General features: G+C 70.2%; 15 protein-coding genes and 7 pseudogenes. 14 read left to right on the plus strand and 8 right to left on the minus strand.

Annotated features, from left to right (window positions below; all coding sequences use genetic code 11):
• Positions 1-327: 327 nt before the first annotated feature.
• The 4 genes and pseudogenes from cseB (at position 328) to KUM40_RS27525 (ending at position 4640) form a co-directional block, all read left to right on the plus strand.
• Positions 328-1068: a two-component system response regulator CseB gene (cseB, locus tag KUM40_RS27510; protein ID WP_308401248.1), complete on the plus strand. Its 741-nt coding sequence runs from the start codon at positions 328-330 to the stop codon at positions 1066-1068.
• 1 nt (position 1069) lies between these two features.
• Positions 1070-2329, plus strand: coding sequence for a HAMP domain-containing sensor histidine kinase (locus KUM40_RS27515; protein ID WP_217168892.1), 1260 nt, complete (start codon positions 1070-1072; stop codon positions 2327-2329).
• A gap of 218 nt (positions 2330-2547) precedes the next feature.
• Complete coding sequence (locus KUM40_RS27520; protein WP_217168893.1) at positions 2548-3654, plus strand: D-alanyl-D-alanine carboxypeptidase family protein; 1107 nt, start codon at positions 2548-2550, stop codon at positions 3652-3654.
• 7 nt (positions 3655-3661) lie between these two features.
• Positions 3662-4640 (plus strand): annotated as a pseudogene (locus KUM40_RS27525) (endonuclease/exonuclease/phosphatase family protein).
• 525 nt (positions 4641-5165) lie between these two features.
• Here KUM40_RS27525 and KUM40_RS27530 read toward each other — a convergent pair.
• Positions 5166-5825: a hypothetical protein gene (locus KUM40_RS27530; protein ID WP_217168894.1), complete on the minus strand. Its 660-nt coding sequence runs from the start codon at positions 5823-5825 to the stop codon at positions 5166-5168.
• Between the two features lie 126 nt (positions 5826-5951).
• Positions 5952-6113, minus strand: a pseudogene (locus KUM40_RS27535) (oxidoreductase); the annotation flags it as partial.
• Between the two features lie 59 nt (positions 6114-6172).
• Here KUM40_RS27535 and KUM40_RS27540 point away from each other — a divergent pair.
• Positions 6173-6607: a hypothetical protein gene (locus KUM40_RS27540; RefSeq protein ID WP_254395761.1), complete on the plus strand. Its 435-nt coding sequence runs from the start codon at positions 6173-6175 to the stop codon at positions 6605-6607.
• A 232-nt stretch (positions 6608-6839) separates the two neighbouring features.
• On the plus strand, positions 6840-7103 hold the full coding sequence (locus KUM40_RS27545; protein WP_217168895.1) for a hypothetical protein: 264 nt from the start codon (positions 6840-6842) through the stop codon (positions 7101-7103).
• A gap of 174 nt (positions 7104-7277) precedes the next feature.
• Here KUM40_RS27545 and KUM40_RS27550 read toward each other — a convergent pair whose 3' ends face one another.
• Positions 7278-8567: an MFS transporter gene (locus KUM40_RS27550; protein WP_217168896.1), complete on the minus strand. Its 1290-nt coding sequence runs from the start codon at positions 8565-8567 to the stop codon at positions 7278-7280.
• A 198-nt stretch (positions 8568-8765) separates the two neighbouring features.
• Between KUM40_RS27550 and KUM40_RS27555 the strand changes: the two are divergent.
• The 3 genes and pseudogenes from KUM40_RS27555 to KUM40_RS27565 all read left to right on the plus strand — a co-directional run.
• Positions 8766-8939: pseudogene (locus tag KUM40_RS27555) on the plus strand (VOC family protein); the annotation flags it as partial.
• 153 nt (positions 8940-9092) lie between these two features.
• Entirely contained in the window at positions 9093-9398 is a 306-nt protein-coding gene (locus tag KUM40_RS27560; protein WP_374227432.1) for a helix-turn-helix domain-containing protein, read from the plus strand.
• Positions 9395-9980 (plus strand): annotated as a pseudogene (locus KUM40_RS27565) (glyoxalase). The gene KUM40_RS27560 and the pseudogene KUM40_RS27565 overlap by 4 nt, the downstream one beginning before the upstream one ends.
• A gap of 231 nt (positions 9981-10211) precedes the next feature.
• On the opposite strand, the gene KUM40_RS27570 reads toward KUM40_RS27565, so the two are convergent.
• A complete protein-coding gene (locus tag KUM40_RS27570; RefSeq protein ID WP_217168897.1) occupies positions 10212-10754 on the minus strand; it encodes an AAA family ATPase in 543 nt (180 codons plus the stop codon).
• Between the two features lie 361 nt (positions 10755-11115).
• Here KUM40_RS27570 and KUM40_RS27575 point away from each other — a divergent pair, with 361 nt between their 5' ends.
• Positions 11116-11691, plus strand: a complete 576-nt coding sequence (locus KUM40_RS27575) for a snapalysin family zinc-dependent metalloprotease (RefSeq protein WP_217168898.1) — start codon at positions 11116-11118, stop codon at positions 11689-11691.
• A 169-nt stretch (positions 11692-11860) separates the two neighbouring features.
• Positions 11861-12781 carry an endo-beta-N-acetylglucosaminidase H gene (locus tag KUM40_RS27580; RefSeq protein WP_217168899.1) on the plus strand — a complete coding sequence of 307 codons (921 nt, stop codon included), beginning with the start codon at positions 11861-11863 and terminating at the stop codon, positions 12779-12781.
• Between the two features lie 296 nt (positions 12782-13077).
• Here KUM40_RS27580 and KUM40_RS27585 read toward each other — a convergent pair whose 3' ends face one another.
• Both KUM40_RS27585 and KUM40_RS27590 read right to left on the minus strand, forming a co-directional pair.
• Positions 13078-13425, minus strand: coding sequence for a VOC family protein (locus KUM40_RS27585; RefSeq protein WP_217168900.1), 348 nt, complete (start codon positions 13423-13425; stop codon positions 13078-13080).
• A gap of 422 nt (positions 13426-13847) precedes the next feature.
• Positions 13848-14566, minus strand: a pseudogene (locus KUM40_RS27590) (NAD(P)-binding domain-containing protein).
• A gap of 31 nt (positions 14567-14597) precedes the next feature.
• On the opposite strand from KUM40_RS27590, the pseudogene KUM40_RS27595 reads away from it, so the two are divergent.
• Positions 14598-14758, plus strand: a pseudogene (locus KUM40_RS27595) (winged helix-turn-helix transcriptional regulator); the annotation flags it as partial.
• Between the two features lie 405 nt (positions 14759-15163).
• Entirely contained in the window at positions 15164-15445 is a 282-nt protein-coding gene (locus tag KUM40_RS27605; RefSeq protein WP_217168901.1) for a hypothetical protein, read from the plus strand.
• Positions 15446-15758: 313 nt separating this feature from the next.
• Here the strand turns inward: KUM40_RS27605 and KUM40_RS27610 are convergent, their stop codons facing one another.
• Together KUM40_RS27610 and KUM40_RS27615 are read right to left on the minus strand one after the other, a co-directional pair.
• Positions 15759-15971: a hypothetical protein gene (locus KUM40_RS27610; protein WP_217168902.1), complete on the minus strand. Its 213-nt coding sequence runs from the start codon at positions 15969-15971 to the stop codon at positions 15759-15761.
• A gap of 49 nt (positions 15972-16020) precedes the next feature.
• Positions 16021-16932, minus strand: coding sequence for an enolase C-terminal domain-like protein (locus tag KUM40_RS27615; protein ID WP_217168903.1), 912 nt, complete (start codon positions 16930-16932; stop codon positions 16021-16023).
• On the opposite strand from KUM40_RS27615, the pseudogene KUM40_RS27620 reads away from it, so the two are divergent.
• Positions 16927-17172: pseudogene (locus tag KUM40_RS27620) on the plus strand (helix-turn-helix domain-containing protein); the annotation flags it as partial. The gene KUM40_RS27615 and the pseudogene KUM40_RS27620 overlap by 6 nt on opposite strands.
• Between the last annotated feature and the right edge of the window lie 22 nt (positions 17173-17194).

Below are 17194 nucleotides of genomic sequence, written 5' to 3' on the forward strand. Positions count from 1 at the left end.
TCCCCCGGCGCGAGAGCGCGTCGATCAGGACCAGGTGCCGGAACTTGAGCCGGCCGTCGAGCAGGCGGGGGATCTCCACCCCGCGACTCTATCCACCGTCTCGGCGACACGGCCCACTCCGGGTCGATCCCGGCACGGCCCACTCCGGGATCCCGGCACGGCCCGCTCCGGGTCGATACGCGGCTGATACGCGGCCGAGTCGTGCCGGATGCCCGGTGGCGACGTGCGGAAGGCAGAATGCGGACGGCACGAGGTGACAGGCCACCGCGCGGGAATCCGGCGGTGTGCGGCAGACAGAGAGCGGCAGGAAGAGAGAGGTCGGGCCCAGTGACCGAGGAGGACGCCCCGGCGCCAGTGACGATCCTGCTGGTCGAGGACGACGAGGTCATCCGCAGGTCCGTCACGCTGGCGCTGGAACGCTACGGCTACCGCGTCGTCTCCGCCGATGACGGCCTGACCGGTCTCGAGCTGTTCCGCGAGGGCCGCCACGACCTGCTGCTCCTCGACGTGATGCTGCCCGGACTCGACGGCATCGGGCTGTGCCGCCGGATCAGGGAGACCGGCATGGACCCGATCCTGATGATGTCCGCGCGCGGTGACGCCCTGGACGTGGTCTCCGGCCTGGAGGCGGGCGCCGACGACTACGTGGTCAAGCCCGTCGACACCTCGGTCCTGCTGGCCCGTATCCGCTCGCTGCTGCGGCGGGCGGTCTACGCCCCTGCCGCGGCGACCCCGCCCTCGGCGGGTCAGGTGCCGCCCGGACCGTCCCGGCCCGGCGAACGCGCCCCGCTCGTCTTCGGCGACCTGACCATCGACACCGCGGGCCTCGTGGTCTCGCTGGCGGGCCGGCCCGTCGCGCTGGCCCCGACCGAGCTGCGGCTGCTGCTGGAGTTCGCCGCCAGTCCCGGCACCGTGCTCGACCGGCAGACCCTGCTGCGCAACGTGTGGGACTACGGCTGGGACGGCGACAGCCGCGTGGTCGACCTGTGCGTCCAGCGGCTGCGGAAGAAGATCGGAGCCGACCGCGTCGAGACCGTACGCGGGTTCGGCTACAAGTTGCGGCGCTGACGTGGGTGCCCTGCGCGACCTGCTCAACTGGCGTTCGCTGCGCTGGAAGACCGCGCTGCTCGTCGCCGTGTGCTGCTGCGCCGTCGCGCTGACCGTCGGGACGCTGGTGCACTCCAGCACCCTGACCCGGTCGATGAACGACGGCGGCGCCAAAGCCGTCGCGACGCTGGCCCGGCACCTGGAGGACTACGAGCGGGGCGGCGTCCCGCCCCCTGGACTCCACACCGGGCCCGGGGAACTTCCCGACGAGCTGCTGCAACGGCTCCGCGATCGGCGGGATGCGGGACGGGGCGACGTCACCTGGTACGAGGAACCGGGCCCCGGGGACCATCCCTCGATGTGGGCGGCCCGCACGTACCGCGGTGAGCCCGTCGCCGTGGACATCGACATGACGGCCGACCTGCTCACCCGCCGCGCCCTGGACCGGCACATGTGGAAGTACTCCCTTGTCGTCCTGGCCGTCGTCGTCCCCGTGTCGGCGCTCGCCGCGGAGCTGCCGCACCGCCGGCTGCGGAGGGTGGCGCGCACCGCCCGCCGGATCGAGTTGGGCGACCTCACCGCGAGAACCGGGGACGGCCGCGGCAAGGACGAGATCACCGCCATCTCGGCCACGGTCGACTCGATGGCCGACAGCCTGCACCAACGGCTGCTGACCGAGCAGCGCTTCACCGCGGACGTCGCCCACGAACTGCGCACCCCGCTGATGGGCCTGGTCACCGCGAGCGGACTGCTCCCCGAGGGGGAGGCCACCGAGCTGGTCCAGGACCGGGTGCGGGTCCTGCGGGCCCTGGTCGAGGACCTGCTGGAGATCTCCCGGCTCGACGCGGGCGCCGAGCGGTCCGAACCGAGGCGGGTGCCACTGGCCGAGGCGGTCCTGGAGTCACTGCAGCGCGCCGGGCTGGAAACGCGGATCACCACACAGGACGCCCGGTGCGCCGAGACCGACCCGCGCCGTCTCGACCGGATCGTCACCAATCTCGTCGTCAACGCCCACCGCCACGGTCACGCGCCCGTCGAGGTGACGGTGACGGGCACCGCCGTGACCGTGCGGGACCACGGCCCCGGCTTCCCGCACGAGCTGCTCACCGGCGGGCCCCGGCGGTTTCGCACCGGGACGCCGGAACGCGGCCGCGGCCGCGGCCACGGCCTGGGCCTGACCATCGCGCTCGGCCAGGCCAAGGTCCTCGGGGCGTCGCTGTCGTTCGTCAACGCGCCCGACGGCGGGGCCGTCGCCACCCTGCGGCTGCCGGCCGCCGACTGACACGACCACGGCAGGACCGCGGGCACCGCACGCCCCCCGCACCGCCTCGCACGCCCCTCATACGGCCCCGCACGCCCCTCGTACGGCCCGTGCTGTTACGGAACGGATGACCGGCCGAGCGGGAGCGGAGACACCGTCACGGCTGTGCGGACATCCGCCGCACCGAGAGTGGCCGCGATGCGTGAACGCCGCGCACCGTGACCCCTGGAGGTGCTCCCATGCACCCGACGCCCGAACCCGGCGAACGTGACCTCCCCCGCACCCCGCCGCCGCGGTCGCGGCCGGTCGACGCGTGGCCGGCGTCCTGGCTGCCGCACCGCCTGCGGCGACGTCGCCCGGCGCTCCTCGCCGCCGGCGCGACCGCCCTGGTCACCCTGGTGGCACTCGGGAGCGTGCTCGGCACCGGCGCAGCCGGGAACGACGTGCCATCCGCCGCAGGTCTCCTCGGCGGGTCCGAGGGGCGGCAGGGCAAGTCCGTGACCGCGTCGCTGCCCTGGCCGGACGAGGGCCAGGCAGCCGTCTGGGTCGAAGGGTTCGGGGAGCACGGCGCCCCGGGCACCCACGGACCGCGGCGGCCGGTGCCGATCGCCAGTGTCACGAAGGTGATGACGGCGTACGTGATCCTGCGCGACCATCCGCTGCGCGACGGCGGGTCCGGCCCCCTGGTCACCGTCGACCAGCAGGCCGCCAACGAGTCCTTCTCCGGATCCGAGTCCACCGTCGAGGTGAGGCAGGGGCAGCGGCTGAGCCAACGGCGGCTGCTGGAACTGATGCTCATCCCCTCCGGCAACAACATCGCCCGGCTGCTGGCTCGTTGGGACGCGGGGTCGCAGGAGGCGTTCGTCGCCAGGATGAACCGCGCCGCCGACGACCTCGGCATGGACCAGACCACCTACACAGGGGCCAGCGGCATCGAGCCCACCACGACGAGTACCGCGGCCGATCAGGTGAAGCTGGCTCGGCGGGTCATGCGGGACAAGGCCTTCAGGTCCGTCGTCGCCCTGCCGCACACCACCGCCGCAGTGGGTTCCGGCACGCTTCCCAACGGCAACGAGCTGCTCGACACACCGGGCGTGATCGGGATCAAGACCGGCTCCAGCACCCCCGCCGGGGGCGCGCTGATGTGGGCGGTCACCGTTGCGGACCGACGCGGGCAGCAGCATCTCGCCCTCGGCGTGGTCCTGCACCAGAGCGCGGGCACCAGCCCGCAGGAGGGCCTGCGAACCGTCTTCGACACCAGCCGCACGCTCGTCGAGGGGGTCCGGCACCGAGTGTCCGCGGCCGAGCCCGCCACGACGTCCGGCACCCCTTCCCGAACCCGGTGAGACGACTTTGACCTCTGTCCTCGACGCTTCGTGCGCCCCGCCCAAACCCGCTCGCCCCCGACGGCCGCGCCCTCACCCCGGCATCTGGCGCCGGGGGCGGATCGCCGCCCTCCTCGCGCCGTTGGCCACACTCGTGATGCTGGGGCATGACCGGATCCCCGACCGGGCCGGCCACCTCGGCAGTCTCACCGAGACCTTCCTGCCCTGGACGGGCCTGGTCGTACCGCTGCTCCTCGTGTGCGCGGCGCTCCGCGACCGCCGCCGCGGCCGCACTGCTGCCCGCCCTCGTGTGGGGCGCGCTCCACGGCGGGACACTCGCCGACAAACGCGCGCGCGGCGACGACCTGACCGTGGTGACGCACAACGTCAACGAGCACAACCCGCACCCGGCCCGCACCGCCCGTGCCCTGGCCGTCTCCGACGCCGACGTGGTGGCCCTGGAGGAGTTGGGGGACGACTCCGCCGTCTACGAAAGGGCGTTGGCCGCCGACTACCCGTACCACTCGGTGCGGGACACGGTGGGCCTGTGGAGCCGCTATCCGCTGGCCGACACCCGCACCGTCGACATCGCCCCCTGGCCGCGCGCCCTGCGTGCCACCGTCCGCACCCCCGAGGGGCCGGTCGCCGTGTACGTCGCCCACCTCCTGTCCGTCCGGCTCAGCCCCACGTCGGGCTTCGGCACGGACGCCCGCGACCGCGCCGCCGGCCGTCTCGCGGCGGCCCTGCACGCCGAACCGCTCCCCCGCGCCCTGCTCATGGGCGACCTCAACGGCACGACGGACGACGGCGCCCTGTCCGCCCTCACCTCCCCGATGCACTCGGCCCAGGAGGTGGCGGGTGCCGGATTCGGGCTGAGCTGGCCGGCGGCGTTCCCGCTGGCCCGCATCGACCACATCCTCGTACGCGGTGTGGAGCCGCGATCGGCGTGGACCCTCCCGGCCACCGACAGCGACCACCTGCCGGTGGCGGCGTCCGTACGGCTGTAGGGGGCGGGGCGCCAGCCGGCGAGCTGCCAGTCGCCGGCCCGCACCACGAGCACGCCGAGAGCCTCGGGCCGGAAGCCGGAGTGCTCCTGGGGCGTGTTGCGGACCGGCGTGCAGCACACCCGGTGAGCCGCCACCTGAAGACTCTGCCCGGTACGCCCTGGTCAACGGTCTGGCGGCAGACCTCGTTGCCGTCCGCGTCCGGCGGCTCGTCCGTACTGGCCGGGGCGCCGCTCGTGTCCCCATCCCCATCCCCGTCCTTGGCCGACGGGGATGGGAACGGCACGTGCTGGGCGCCGCACCCGGCGGCACGGTGGAGGGGGCTGTCACCATCTCTTGCGCCGAAGGCTCCACCGCCGCCCCGCCCCCGCTGTTCAGCGACCGGGCGGGCGGCCCGGGGCGGGCCGTGACGCCCCGACGGCGGGGGAACCGCGCACCCGGGGTTCACTCCACGGGTGCGGCCCATGACCTGGGACGGACACGGAGCCGGTTGATGTTGTCGAGCTCCGAGCCGTCGGGGCCGCCCCGCTAACGCGAGGAGCGCGCGTGATCGCCTGGACGGCCTCCTGGCCAGCCGTGTCGGATGAAGACTTCGCGGACGCCGGCCAGGTCCGCTTCCTTCCCCTTCTCGTCTTCGTACCGGCCGCTCTCGTCCCGGATCGCCACGACGGTTTCCGGAGTGAGGTCCTGGCCGAAGCGGTAGACGTCCAGGCAGTAGTCGAAGCCGGACTCGCCGAAGAGGTCAATGTCCTCGCGGCGGCAGTACTCCACCAGGCCGTCGGACACGTGCCAGCGCGTGCCGTCGTACCAGAAGACACCGCCCGCGTAGTGAATCGTCCGGCCCGTCGCGGAGTCCGTGAGGTTCAGCGACTCGTAGTTCTCGGGGCGGTCGCGGACCAGGGTGACGAGGGACTCGGGGACGCCCTGGTAGAAGGACTCCTGAAGGGCGAAATCCTCCTCGGCGTACAGATTAAGCACCGACTCGTGGTCGAACGTCAGCAGCAGCACACGGCCGTCCTGCGCGAAGTACCAGACCGCGGACTGGCCGCCGCCGTCGTTCCAGGCCAGACGGCGTGCGCCGGCCGACGTCACCGGTTCGACCCCGGCCAAGTCGTCCACGACGGCCGCACGGCGCCGCACTTCCGGGAGGGGTGTCGCTTCCAGGGCATCCCATGTCGCGTTGCTCATTGCCGCAGGCTATCCACCGCCCATGACAAGGCCGTCACCAACTACCTCGCCACGTGGCCGGTCATGTCCAACTCGGCGATCTCCCCGTCGCAGAGCGGGAGTCCCGCACCGGTGACGTACTCGCACAGACTGCAGGGGGTGAAGCGTGAAGCCGCCGAGCGGGAAGAAGGGAACGTAGGCGATGCCGATGCCCTGGCCGGCGAGGGTGTCGATCAGCTCGTCGTGCCGACGGTGGGCGAGGTTGTACATGTTCTGCACGCACACGATCGGCTCGATCGTCTGCGCCTCGTCGCACTCGCCGCAGCGCATGACGCAGAGCTGACTGTCGCGCCCGCCGGTTCGCCGAGATGGTCATCGTCGACGGCGACGGCTACATCGACGCAGACCAACTGCGCGCCACCGTCGGGAAACCCAACGGCCCGACCGTCGCCCTGTCCCGCGCTGTCCCGCGCGGCGTGCGCGAGGACTGGTGGCGCGATGGCATCAGTGCGCCCATCGCACCGGTGCGGGACCCGGACAACCCCGGCCGGCACAAGAACATCGCCTACGAGACGACCAGCGAGAACGTGCCCGTCTTCCGTTCCGCCATCGCAGCCCTGGCCACCGGCCGAGGGACCCCCATGTCACCGGAGCCGCCCGCCCCTTGGAGCGGAGAGACGCCGTCCGCCTTCGCCGTGCCACCCGGCTGGGACACCGTCGACAACGCACCGCGGGTCATGCTCGACGAAGGCGGCAGCGATGCGGGCGCCGACACCAATAGCGAGCAAGTGCAAGGCAGATGAGGCAGGCCAAAGAGGGCTGCGCGGCTAACCCCCCGCTCCCCGACAGTCGGCGCGGTCCGTCACCCCGACGGGCCATGACCGCCGTCCCCCAGGAATGACACCGCCATACCCGTCCTCGTCTCCCTCACCCTCGACAACGGCCTGGATCTTCTCCGCACGGGCCAGGGCCAGTGGCTGAGGTCCTCGCCCGGTGCGAACTGGGAGAGACACCTCGGGGCAGCCTGTCCGGAAGGTGAGCTTCACGATCCTGTTGCAGGCTGCCGCCGACCAGATCGTCGCCGGGAAATGGACCAGCGTCACCGAGCCGATGACGCTGGTCGGCGCCATCGGCCATGTTGTCCTGGCAAACCTGGTCCCGGAGCAACGGAGGTGGCGGGTGAATTCACGAATGCTGAAGAGGTACAGCAAGTACCCCTTCAACCGGAAACGGCATCCCCGGAAAGCGCAGAAACACACCCTCCACACCGAAGTGATCCCTGACGGATGGGCCCCTTGACAGCAGCGTCTCCCGCCAAAGGCAACGGTGTTGCACCCGGCGGGACTCCATCCGTGCCATCGTCGACCGCCTGACCTACGGAGGGGACATCATCGAGACCGGCAGCGACTCCTACCGCCCTATCGCCTCGCCGGCACCAGGGCCGCCCAGGCCCGAAAAGACACCGCGAGCTGATCAGTCCTTGCTCTCCCCGGCAGCGGCTTCTGCGCCGTGCCGTGCCAGGTCGGCCGTCGAGGGATCGAGTTCTTCGGCAGTACGGGCCTTCCGGGTGGGAGAAAACGCCAGCACGAGTGCCTGGACGACTGCTCCGGACAGTCCGATCCACAGGGCGAAGCGGTAGCTGACCCGGTCGGCGAGTACTCCGCCCAGTGGCGCCCCCACCGCTACCATTCCCCAGTTCATCGAGCGGATCGTCGCGTTCATCCGCCTGCGCAGCCGGTCGGGTGTCACCGCCTGGCGGTAGCTCATCTCCACCGGGCTTTCGATGCCGATGGCCAGGGACACGAGGAAGAAGCCGAACGACACGGAGGCGAGCGCCCACGGTCCACGCTCGGCCAGGACCAAAGGCAGCCATCCGACGGCGGCGAGCAGGCGGAAGGCGATCAGGGTGGCGCCGACGTCCAGTCTGCTGGCCACGCGCCCGGAGAGCGCACCGCCGATTATCACGCCTGCACTCGCGAAGGCGTAGGTGACCCCCAGACCGAATTCCCCGATCTTGAGGCCGTGCAGGGCGAAGACCACGAAGACGGTGGTCACCATGCTGTTGAAGAGGAGCATCGCGTGCGAGGTCAGGGCGATGGACGACAGCGTGCGATGCCGGTAGACCCAGGCCACGCCCTCGCGCAGCTCGCTGCCCAGGCTGCGCCGTGCGCCTCGATCAGGGACGGGGTCGGGTGCCTTCACCGAGGCGAGGAGCAGGCCGGACATCAGATAGGTGAGGGCGTCCACCAGCACGGCAAGCGGCGCTCCCATGATTTTGATCAGTGCCCCGGCGATCAGCGGGCCGGTCGAGCCGGCCACCGCGTCGGCCTGTTGCACACGGGCGTATCCCGCGTTGAGCAGCTCTTTAGGTACGAGCTGTGGCACATACGACTGGCTCGCCGCCTCGAACAGCAAAGACAGCACCCCGAACACGAAGACGAACATGCACAGCGCGGGGATGCTGAGCCGATCCAGCGCGTACAGCACCGGTATCGCACCGAGCAGGACTGCCCTTCCGAGGTCCGTGGCGACCATCATCGGCTTGCGCCGCCAGCGGTCCACCACGACCCCGGCCATGAGCCCGAAGAGCAGATACGGAACCCAGCGGGCGGCATTGACGATGCCGACCTCCGTGGCGGATGCGCTCAGCGTCACGGCGGTAAGAATCTGCAACGCCAGCCCCGTGACCTGAGAACCGAACGCAGACACGGCCGAGGCGGTCAAGAAACGTACATACCCAGGGACTTCCACCAGGCGCGGCATGACCGGACCGTATCAGCGAAGATCACCGGCAGACGATGGCGGAACGGGTCACCCAACGACGGCAGACATGTGCCAGTGTTGTCGGCTCTCATCGATATTTCCGAGGGTCCCGCCCGGAACGGATCAGGAACGGAGAAGTTCCCGGCACGGGTCCGCGGCTAGCGCCGGTTGGATGGACCTCACCCTTCATACGAGTTCTGGGCCATGCTCGCCACCCTGGACCTCGACGCCACGTTCGACAGGGTGCAGGCAGCCGACGCCGAGGTCGTCCAGGAGCCGGTCCGCCAGCCGTACGGGGTGCGCGACTGCGCGTTCCGTGACCCCGCGGGCAACCTGATCCGCATCCGGGAACTGCGCTCCGACATCGACTGAGAGGGGCTCCGCCATGTGTCACCCCGCATGGAGGCAGGCGCTGATCGCCGCGCAACGCCTGCGCGATCTCGCGCGCCTGCGCCGCGTCCGCAACCGGATCGACCGGGAGTACGCGCGGCCACTGGACGTCGAGGCGCTCGCCCGTGACGGGGCATGCCGCCCGGACAGCTCGGCCGACGGTTCCGTGACGCGTACGGCCAGTCGCCGTACGCCTGTCTGACGGCACGCCGCATCGAGCACGCGATGGCCCTGCTGCGGTACGGCGACCACAGCCCGGCCGAGCTCACCCGCGCGGCCGGCTGCCCGTCGACGGCCGTCCTCGTCGCCCGCTTCGCCGAGTTGGCCGGCAAACCGCGCGGCGACTACCGGCGCCGCGAGGCTGCCGTGGCGTGCGAGGCACCGGTGTCGCCATCGAGCAGCAATGAAGAAGCTCCAGCGTGGGCCCCACAGCTAGCGTGACTGCCATCACTTCCGTCACCCTCGAGGTGGCCGACCTCTCGGCCGCCGACCGCTTCTACACCGCCTCCTTCTCCCTGGGCTCACAGGTACGTCTACGGGCCTCCGCCGCACCGACGACCGGCTTCCGCGGGTTCACGATGGCGATCACGGTGCCCCAGCCGGCCGACGTCGACAGCTTCATCGCCTCCGCCCTCGAGGCCGCCACCACGTCCCTGAAGCCCGCCGCGAAGTCCTGTGGGGCTACGGCGGCGTCGTACAGGCCTTGGACGGCACGATCTGGAAGCTGGCGACCTCGTCGAAGAAGAACACCGGCCGGGCCACCAGGAAGATCGACGACCTCGTGCTCCTGCTGGGCGCGGAGGACGTCAAGGCGAGCAAGCAGGTCTACGTCGAGTTCGCCTCCGACGACGCCGACCCCGTCAAGCTGGCGCTGTACAAGCGCCGGGGCCTGGCCAAGGACGTCGGTGTCCCCGACTACGGCAGCGGCTCGCACCGGATCGTGCTCGGCGGCACCACCGGGCCTTCACCGACCCGGACGGGTTCGCCTGGGAGCCCGCGCCGGTGACGTCCACGTCCGCGTAGGGCGAGGCGACTGGATCAAGCGCACCCAAGGGTGAGCTGTACCGAACGATTTACAGTCCCCAGCGTCAGGCACTCAGCACCAACAACACGACACGAATCCGGCGGCTCGGGTCGGGTCGGGTCGGGTCGGGTCGGGTCGGGTCGGGTCGGGTCGGGTCGGGTCGGGTCAGGTGGACGTGACGGCCATCGGCGCGGTTTCCGTCCTGCCGGGGGGCGGGTGGCAGATCGCGGTCATCGGTCGATCGGATGCACGCGGTCCAGGCCGGTGTCGCGCATGATCCGCTGGACCGTCTCGTCCAAGGTGCTTGCTGCGTCGATGACGGTCTCCACGGCGTCGGGCAGCAGGTCCCTTTCCCGGTACCAGTCACGGAGATGGTCTTCGGTGACGCGTGCCAGGTAGGCGGCATCGGGTTTGGTCGCGTGCCGGAACACCGTCGTCGCGAACGGCACGTCGAGGTAGTAGCAGCGGGTGACGCCGCGGTGAGCACGCACCAGGTCGTGCAGCATCGCACCGTAGCGGTCGGCGTACAGGATGCCCTCGATGACGACGTGGAATCCGTTGTCCAGGGCGTAGCGGGTGGTGAGGTCGATCAGGCCGATGTTCGCGCCGCCGGGCCGGTCACGTTCGCGGAGCACGATACGGCGGAGGTTGTCCTGGCCGACGATCGCCAGATTGCGCCCGAACCTCTCACGCAGGCCCGCCGCGACGGACGACTTCCCCGAGGCGCTGTTGCCGCGCACCACGACCAGCCGCGTGTCTTCGCTTCCCACCACGTCCGGCACCCTATCGACAGTGCCTGACGCCGAGCTCAACTTCGCTGGTCGGTCCTGGGGGTGACACGCCGTCGGTGGCGGCGTCGAGGACCTGCGCACCGCGATCTGCGAACTGTGGCAGCGCCGCCCGCAACGACTCCGGCCGCGCAGCCCACGTCTACCGAGACTGGGATCCGGGTCCGGCGGCTGCCACCGGGCGCCAGGACCGGGACAAAGGCATCCGCCGGGGCGGCGATTCGAGGTCGTGTCCGCTGAAGAAGTAGCCGACCGGCCGAAGTGACGGGTTGACAGCGGTGCCCAGCGGGCAGGGAAGCAAGTGGTGTCATGAGCACGACCCCTCTCCCCCACAAGGAGGTCGGACATGCACGTCCGCAGACTGACCGGATATGTCACCGCCGCTGTGCTGATGTCGTTGCCGCTGCTGAGCGGCGAGGCCGCGGCCGCGGATCCGCCGGGCGACACCGCGGGCTCTGTGGCCGCGGCCCGGGTTCTCACCTACGACGCAAGCGGTACCGCGGAGTTCAGGTCCGCGGTCGACCGGGGCGCCGCCATCTGGAACGAGAGCGTCGAGGGCGCGGAGCTGCGTCCCGCCTCGGCCGGGCAGCGGGCCAACATCCGGATCCTGGCCGACGACGGCTGGCCACGCGCCCTCACCACCTCGTTGGGCAACGGCACCGTCTGGATCGGACGCCAGGCGGTGAACCAGGGCTACAACACGGTACGCATCTCGTCCCACGAACTCGGTCACATCCTGGGTCTGCCGGACCGCAAGCCCGGGCCCTGCTCCAGCCTGATGTCAGGATCGAGCGCGGGCGTCCCGTGCACCAACCCGTACCCGAACGCGGCGGAGAAGGCGGAGGTCGAGGACAACTTCGCCGGTGCGGCCGACTCACCGTCAGCGGTAGTGGGATCCGCACCCGTCCTCATCAAGGACTGAACGGGCAGGGCCCCCGCACGGCACCAACCCCGGTGCCGTGCGTCGTCCCGTCCGGATCGCCCCGCGTCGGCGTTACCTGACGGTGAAGGCAGCGGGATGTTCGAAGGGCTGGGCTTTTCCCGGTGCTTACGAACAAGCAGGCGCCGACCATGCGACAGGAGACCGATCAATGACATTCACTCCGGTACGGAGCAGAGTACGGACGGCGGCGCTCGCGCTCTCGGCCGTCGCGGCCCTGGTACCCGGCACGGCCGCCGCGACCGACGCGACAGCGGCCCCCGCTCCCGCGAAGCAGGGGCCAACCTCGGTGGCCTACATCGAGGTGAACAACAACAGCATGAGCAACGTCGGCAAGTACACGCTCGCGAACGGCGGCGGCAACGTCTTCGACGTCGCCGTGATCTTCGCGGCGAACATCAACTACGACACGAGCACGAAGACCGCGTATCTGCACTGCAACGAGAACGTGCAGCGCGTCCTCGACAACGTCGCCACGGAGATACGACCGCTGCAGCAGAAGGGCATCAAGGTCCTCCTCTCGGTGCTCGGCAACCACCAGGGCGCGGGGTTCGCCAATTTCACGTCCCAGCCGGCCGCTTCGGCGTTCGCGAAACAACTATCCGACACAGTGGCCAAGTACGGCCTGGACGGCATCGACTTCGACGACGAATACGCCGAGTACGGCAACAACGGCACCTCCCAGCCCAACAACAGCTCGTTCGTGCACTTGGTGACGGCATTGCGCGCGAACATGCCGGACAAGATCATCAGCCTTTACAACATCGGTCCGGCCGCGTCCCGCCTGTCCTACGGCGGCGTCGATGTCTCCTCCAAATTCGACTACGCCTGGAACCCCTACTACGGCACCTGGCAGGTCCCGGGTATCGCGCTGCCCAAGTCGAAGCTGTCACCGGCGGCCGTCGAGATCGGCCGGACTTCACGGAGCACGACCGCCGACCTCGCTCGTCGCACCGTCGGCGAGGGGTACGGCGTCTACCTGACGTACAACCTCGACGGCACCGATCGCAGCGCCGACGTCTCCGCGTTCACCAGGGAGCTGTACGGCAGTGACGCCGTCTACACGCCGTAAGGCGCCCGCACGTACCGGCACGCGGTGCTCCGGTCCCTCGGGGGCTGCCGCGCCGACGCCCTGTTGCCCAGGGTCGGTGTCGCAGCGGCCACGGCATCGACTTTCTCAGGAACAGGGAAGGTGTTCCGAAGTATGCCCGTTCTGGAGTCGGCCAACGGATCAACTTGCACGTGGGCCGACTTTCCTGGCGATGGACCACACGCAGATCCCGACTGCAGGCTCTCCTCTGCCTTGTGGTGACGCAGCGTTCGGATCGTAGGTTCAACTCCGCGGATCCTCGCCGGACTCCCTACGGCTCAGGCCACTGGATTCTCCAACAGCGCGACCCGGTTGCCGTCAGGGTCCTTCAGGGCGGCGAACCGGGTACGCTCACCGCCCGTCTGCACCGGCCCCGCGGCCAGGCCGCGCTCCGCGAGCTGCGCAAGGGCATCGTCCAGGTCAGGCACCTCCAGATTGAGAAGTGAGGAACCGGAACGTTCGGCGTCCTGGAAGACCTGGAGCCAGCCACCCGTGGTGAGGTGCCAGTCAGCCAGCGACGGCATGGGCCGGGTGTCCGCCGGGCGCCCCAGCAACCGCTGGTACCAGGCCACCGCAGCCTCGATGTCTCCCACGGGTGCGACCATCAGTACGCGTGCAATGTCCATACAGGCAGCTTGAGGCACGAGAACCCATCACTCGTTGCCAGACACTCATCACTGGTACACATGGCTCCGTACTCGGTCGGAGCCTTCGGAGGGGTCACCGAGCTGCACGGCGACGCTGAGGCTGTCCTTCGTGTGTACGAGGCCACCCGGCAGAGTGGCATCGACCCGGCTGCTCCGGCTGGTTCGTCGGGCTGTTGTCCCGCAGACCGCCGCCCGACGCTCGCGCTGGGCTTGGAGTCGGCGCTCCAACGGCTGCGGACAACTCCGCACCGAGGGCCACGAGATCACGTGGCGAGGGACGTCGCCCCGCCGTCTTCGCCGCCCACGTCTCGGCCGCGCGGTGCAGGGTGGCGCTGGAGCGTGTTGTGAAAGTACTGGTCACAGTACCCAGCACGGTCGCTTCTGGGGCGGCAGGTGGCCGGTCAGCGCACCAGCAGGTCAATCACGCCCGTCAGATCCTCCTCGCCGCTGCCCTCAGCCAGGCGGCGTCGCATCAGCTCGAAGTACGGGCTGAGCAGTTCCGGGCTGACACCCTGCTGCTCGCCGGTACTGCGGAAGGTCGGCGTGCCGGCCACCTGCATGGCGAGCGACGCGGGGTCGATGTCCTCCTTGCGGATCAGGGCGAAGACATGCGCGGCCCCGGCGAACATTCCGTACATGGCGCTGAGCAGGGCGGCCACGTCGTGCAGGGCCGCGAAGCCCGCGTCCTCGCCGACGTAGGTGGTCCCGGCCGGGACGACCAGGCTCTGCTGGTGCCGCTCGAACAGCTCCCGTGAGCCGCTGTAGAAGACGTAGCCACCGGCCCCTGGGACGCCGATCATCGGAGGGACGGCCATGATCCCGCCGGCCACGTAGCGGGCGCCTCGCTCGCGGGCCCACTCGGCGCGGGCACGTGCCTGGGCAGGGGTGCCGGTCGTCAGGTTGACCAGGTCCCTATCGGCCAGGTCGGTCTCGGTCAGCACCTCCTCGACCGAGGCGTCGTCCAACAGGCATACGCGGCGAGTGCTGCGGCGCGGGCCTGGGTGCGGTTCCAGACGGTGACGGGGTGGCCGACGACAAGCCAGGTACGGGCCAGCGCGAAGCCCATCGCGCCGACGCCCAGCAGTGTGATGGCGGTCTTCTCAACGGTGTTCTGTGTCATGCCTATTAGACAGGTGTCGGAGGGGTGGGGCATGACGACGCTCAACCGGCCGGGCGCACCGGACGGACACGTAAGGTGCTGATCCTCTGGGCGCTCCGCGAGCACCCCCGCCGGCGCTTCGGCGAGCTGCGTCGACTGCTTCCCGGCATCACCGAGAAGGTGCTGGCCGCATGGGGTCGCGAGCGGCCGGCCACTCGGGGGCTGAAGGAGAAAGCAGGCTAGGGTCTGTGGTGGACGTGCTGCTCACAGTCAATCGTTGATGGCCGCGACCAGCACGGTCGCCTCGTAGCCGACAGCGAGTTTGTTGTACCTCGTGGCCACCGTCCGGTGGCGTTTCAGCCGGTTGATGCCACATTCCACGGCGTGGCGCTCCTTTTCTCGTGGTCGAGCTCTTCCGCCCCTGCCCGCTCGGCATCTCCCGTGACGCAAACCCGACTTTGGCTCCAACTGAAGCCAGGCGGCGCACTCCTGTGGCGGAGAGATTGCCTCCGCACGCCGAATACGTACAGACTTCAGTCGAATACCTTGGGTGATGCCAGCGGGTCGCATCATGTGCGGTCCGCTCTACGAGGGGATCTCCACATGATGCGACGACGCATGGCAGTGACTCTGGGAGCACTGGCGGCCGCCGCGACCCTGGCCGTCGCGGTGCCGGGATCGGCGTACGCGGCGGACGGCGTCCTGGTCGTCAACGGCAACGAGTACAAGGACCCGAGCGGCTGCTACGGCATCGACTGGTACCCGTCCTCGGTGACCAACCACACCGACGCGATCGCCGAGGTCCACTCCGGGCCGGGCTGCACCGGCCCGGTCGAGTGGCTGGTCCACCCGGGCGGGACGTACTACACAGAAACAGCTCAGAGCGTCTTCATCCTCTGAGCCCACCGGCGGCATGGGCGCCTCGTTCCCAGCGGGGCGCCGCGTGTCCGAACTGCCTGGTCACGACTCGGCACAGGGGCTCGTCCTGTGGGATGGGCGAGCCGTGTGGGTGCGCACCCGGGGCACTTCCGTGACTGCTCGGAACGTTCGTACAGAGCCGCGCGTGCGCCTGACGCTGCCGGACACCTTCGACGTGGTGCTGGTGCTTCCCGGAGCAGGGGGAGTCCGGAGGGGCGGCGGAGGCGTTCGCCGACAAGTTCGGGGGGATCCGCGCGGGGATGGAGGTTTCATTTTTTTGCGGGCGCGGCGTATCTCATGCGGGCGTGGTGACCGCCCTGGCGGCGGTCCTGCGCGACCCGAAATCCAGCACCGCGCGGCAGGTGAACCAGATCGGCATCAGTGAGGGGTTGCGGGTGCGCCGCGCGCAAGGGCTCCACAGCAGCGGGGTCGCCTTGGCGCTCTCCCCCACGGGGTGGGCGGTGGGCGGTGCTGGGGACGAGCGGAGGGGCGCGTGCGCGGCTGCCATGGGTGTACTGCCGGTTTCCTGTGGTTCGGCGGCCCTCTCGTCGAGGAGGTCATCTTCGGCGGGATTCGCTCACCGCGGTGGTGACCTCGGCCGGCACCGACGGGATCGGCGTGACGCCCAGACCGGGCTCTGTCGGGACCGTCAGGTGTCCGTCACGCAGGACGAAGGGCTCGGTGATGTCGGTGGTGTAGTACCGGTCGGAGGCGGACACGTCCCCGGGCAGCGTGAAGTTGGGCAGCGCCGCCAGTGCGGCGTTGCCGGCCCGGCCGAGGCCCGGCTCGAGCATTCCACCGCACCACACCGGTACGCCGGGGGCGTCCAGGCAGATGGGTGTGCGCAGACTTCGGGCCAGGGCGGCGTGGCCGAGGAGGTCCTCCTCGTCCAGAGGTTGCTCGATCAGGAGCAGGTCGAACGCGTCCAGGCCGGCGAGGTGCCGCGCGTCGGCCCGTGCGTAGGCGGCGTTCGCGTCGACCTGGAGGAGCGTGTCGTCGCCGAAGCGCTCGCGCACTGCGCGTACCGGTGCGAGATCCCAGCCGGGTTCGATCTTGAGCTTGATCCGCACGTGGCCCTGCTCCAGATAGCCCTCGACGGCGTCGAGCAGTTCCGGGACCGAGTCCATGATGCCGACCGACACGCCGCTCGGCACGCGGTCGGCGACGGCGCCCAGTCCTGCGGCGAACGACATTGCGTGGGAACGCAGTTCGGCGTCCAGGACCGCCGTCTCCAGCGCGGCCTTTGCCATCCGGTGGCCCTTGACGGCGGCGAGCAGCGGTCCGACGGTACGGGCCGTGACGTCCTCGGCGCCCTCCACGTACTCCGACGAGTAGCCGGCGTCGGCGCCGGCGACGCACTCCCCCCGTCCCTCGGCGTCGGACGCGGTCACGTGCACCAGAAGTGCCGAGCGCTCGTACTCGATGCCCAGGGAAGTGCGGAACGGGGTGACGAGCGGCAGGGACGGCACCTCTACACGGTGCTGTCCCGGTCGGGAATCAGCCTCGGAGACTGGATCCGTACCCGCCGCCTGGCCGAATGCAGGCGGGAGCCGGCCGGGCCGAACGGACGGGTGCGGACCATCGCGGCGACAGGACGGAGGTGGGGCTTCGTGGACGCGACCCACTTCAGCAAGGTGTTCAAACAGGCTTACGGAATCTCACCTCGCGTCTGGCGCGACCAGAACCACCACCCCCGCTCCCCCGCCTGACGCCTGCGCGCGGCCACCGTCA

The organism is Streptomyces sp. AC512_CC834, from assembly GCF_019049325.1.
GTDB lineage: Bacteria > Actinomycetota > Actinomycetes > Streptomycetales > Streptomycetaceae > Streptomyces.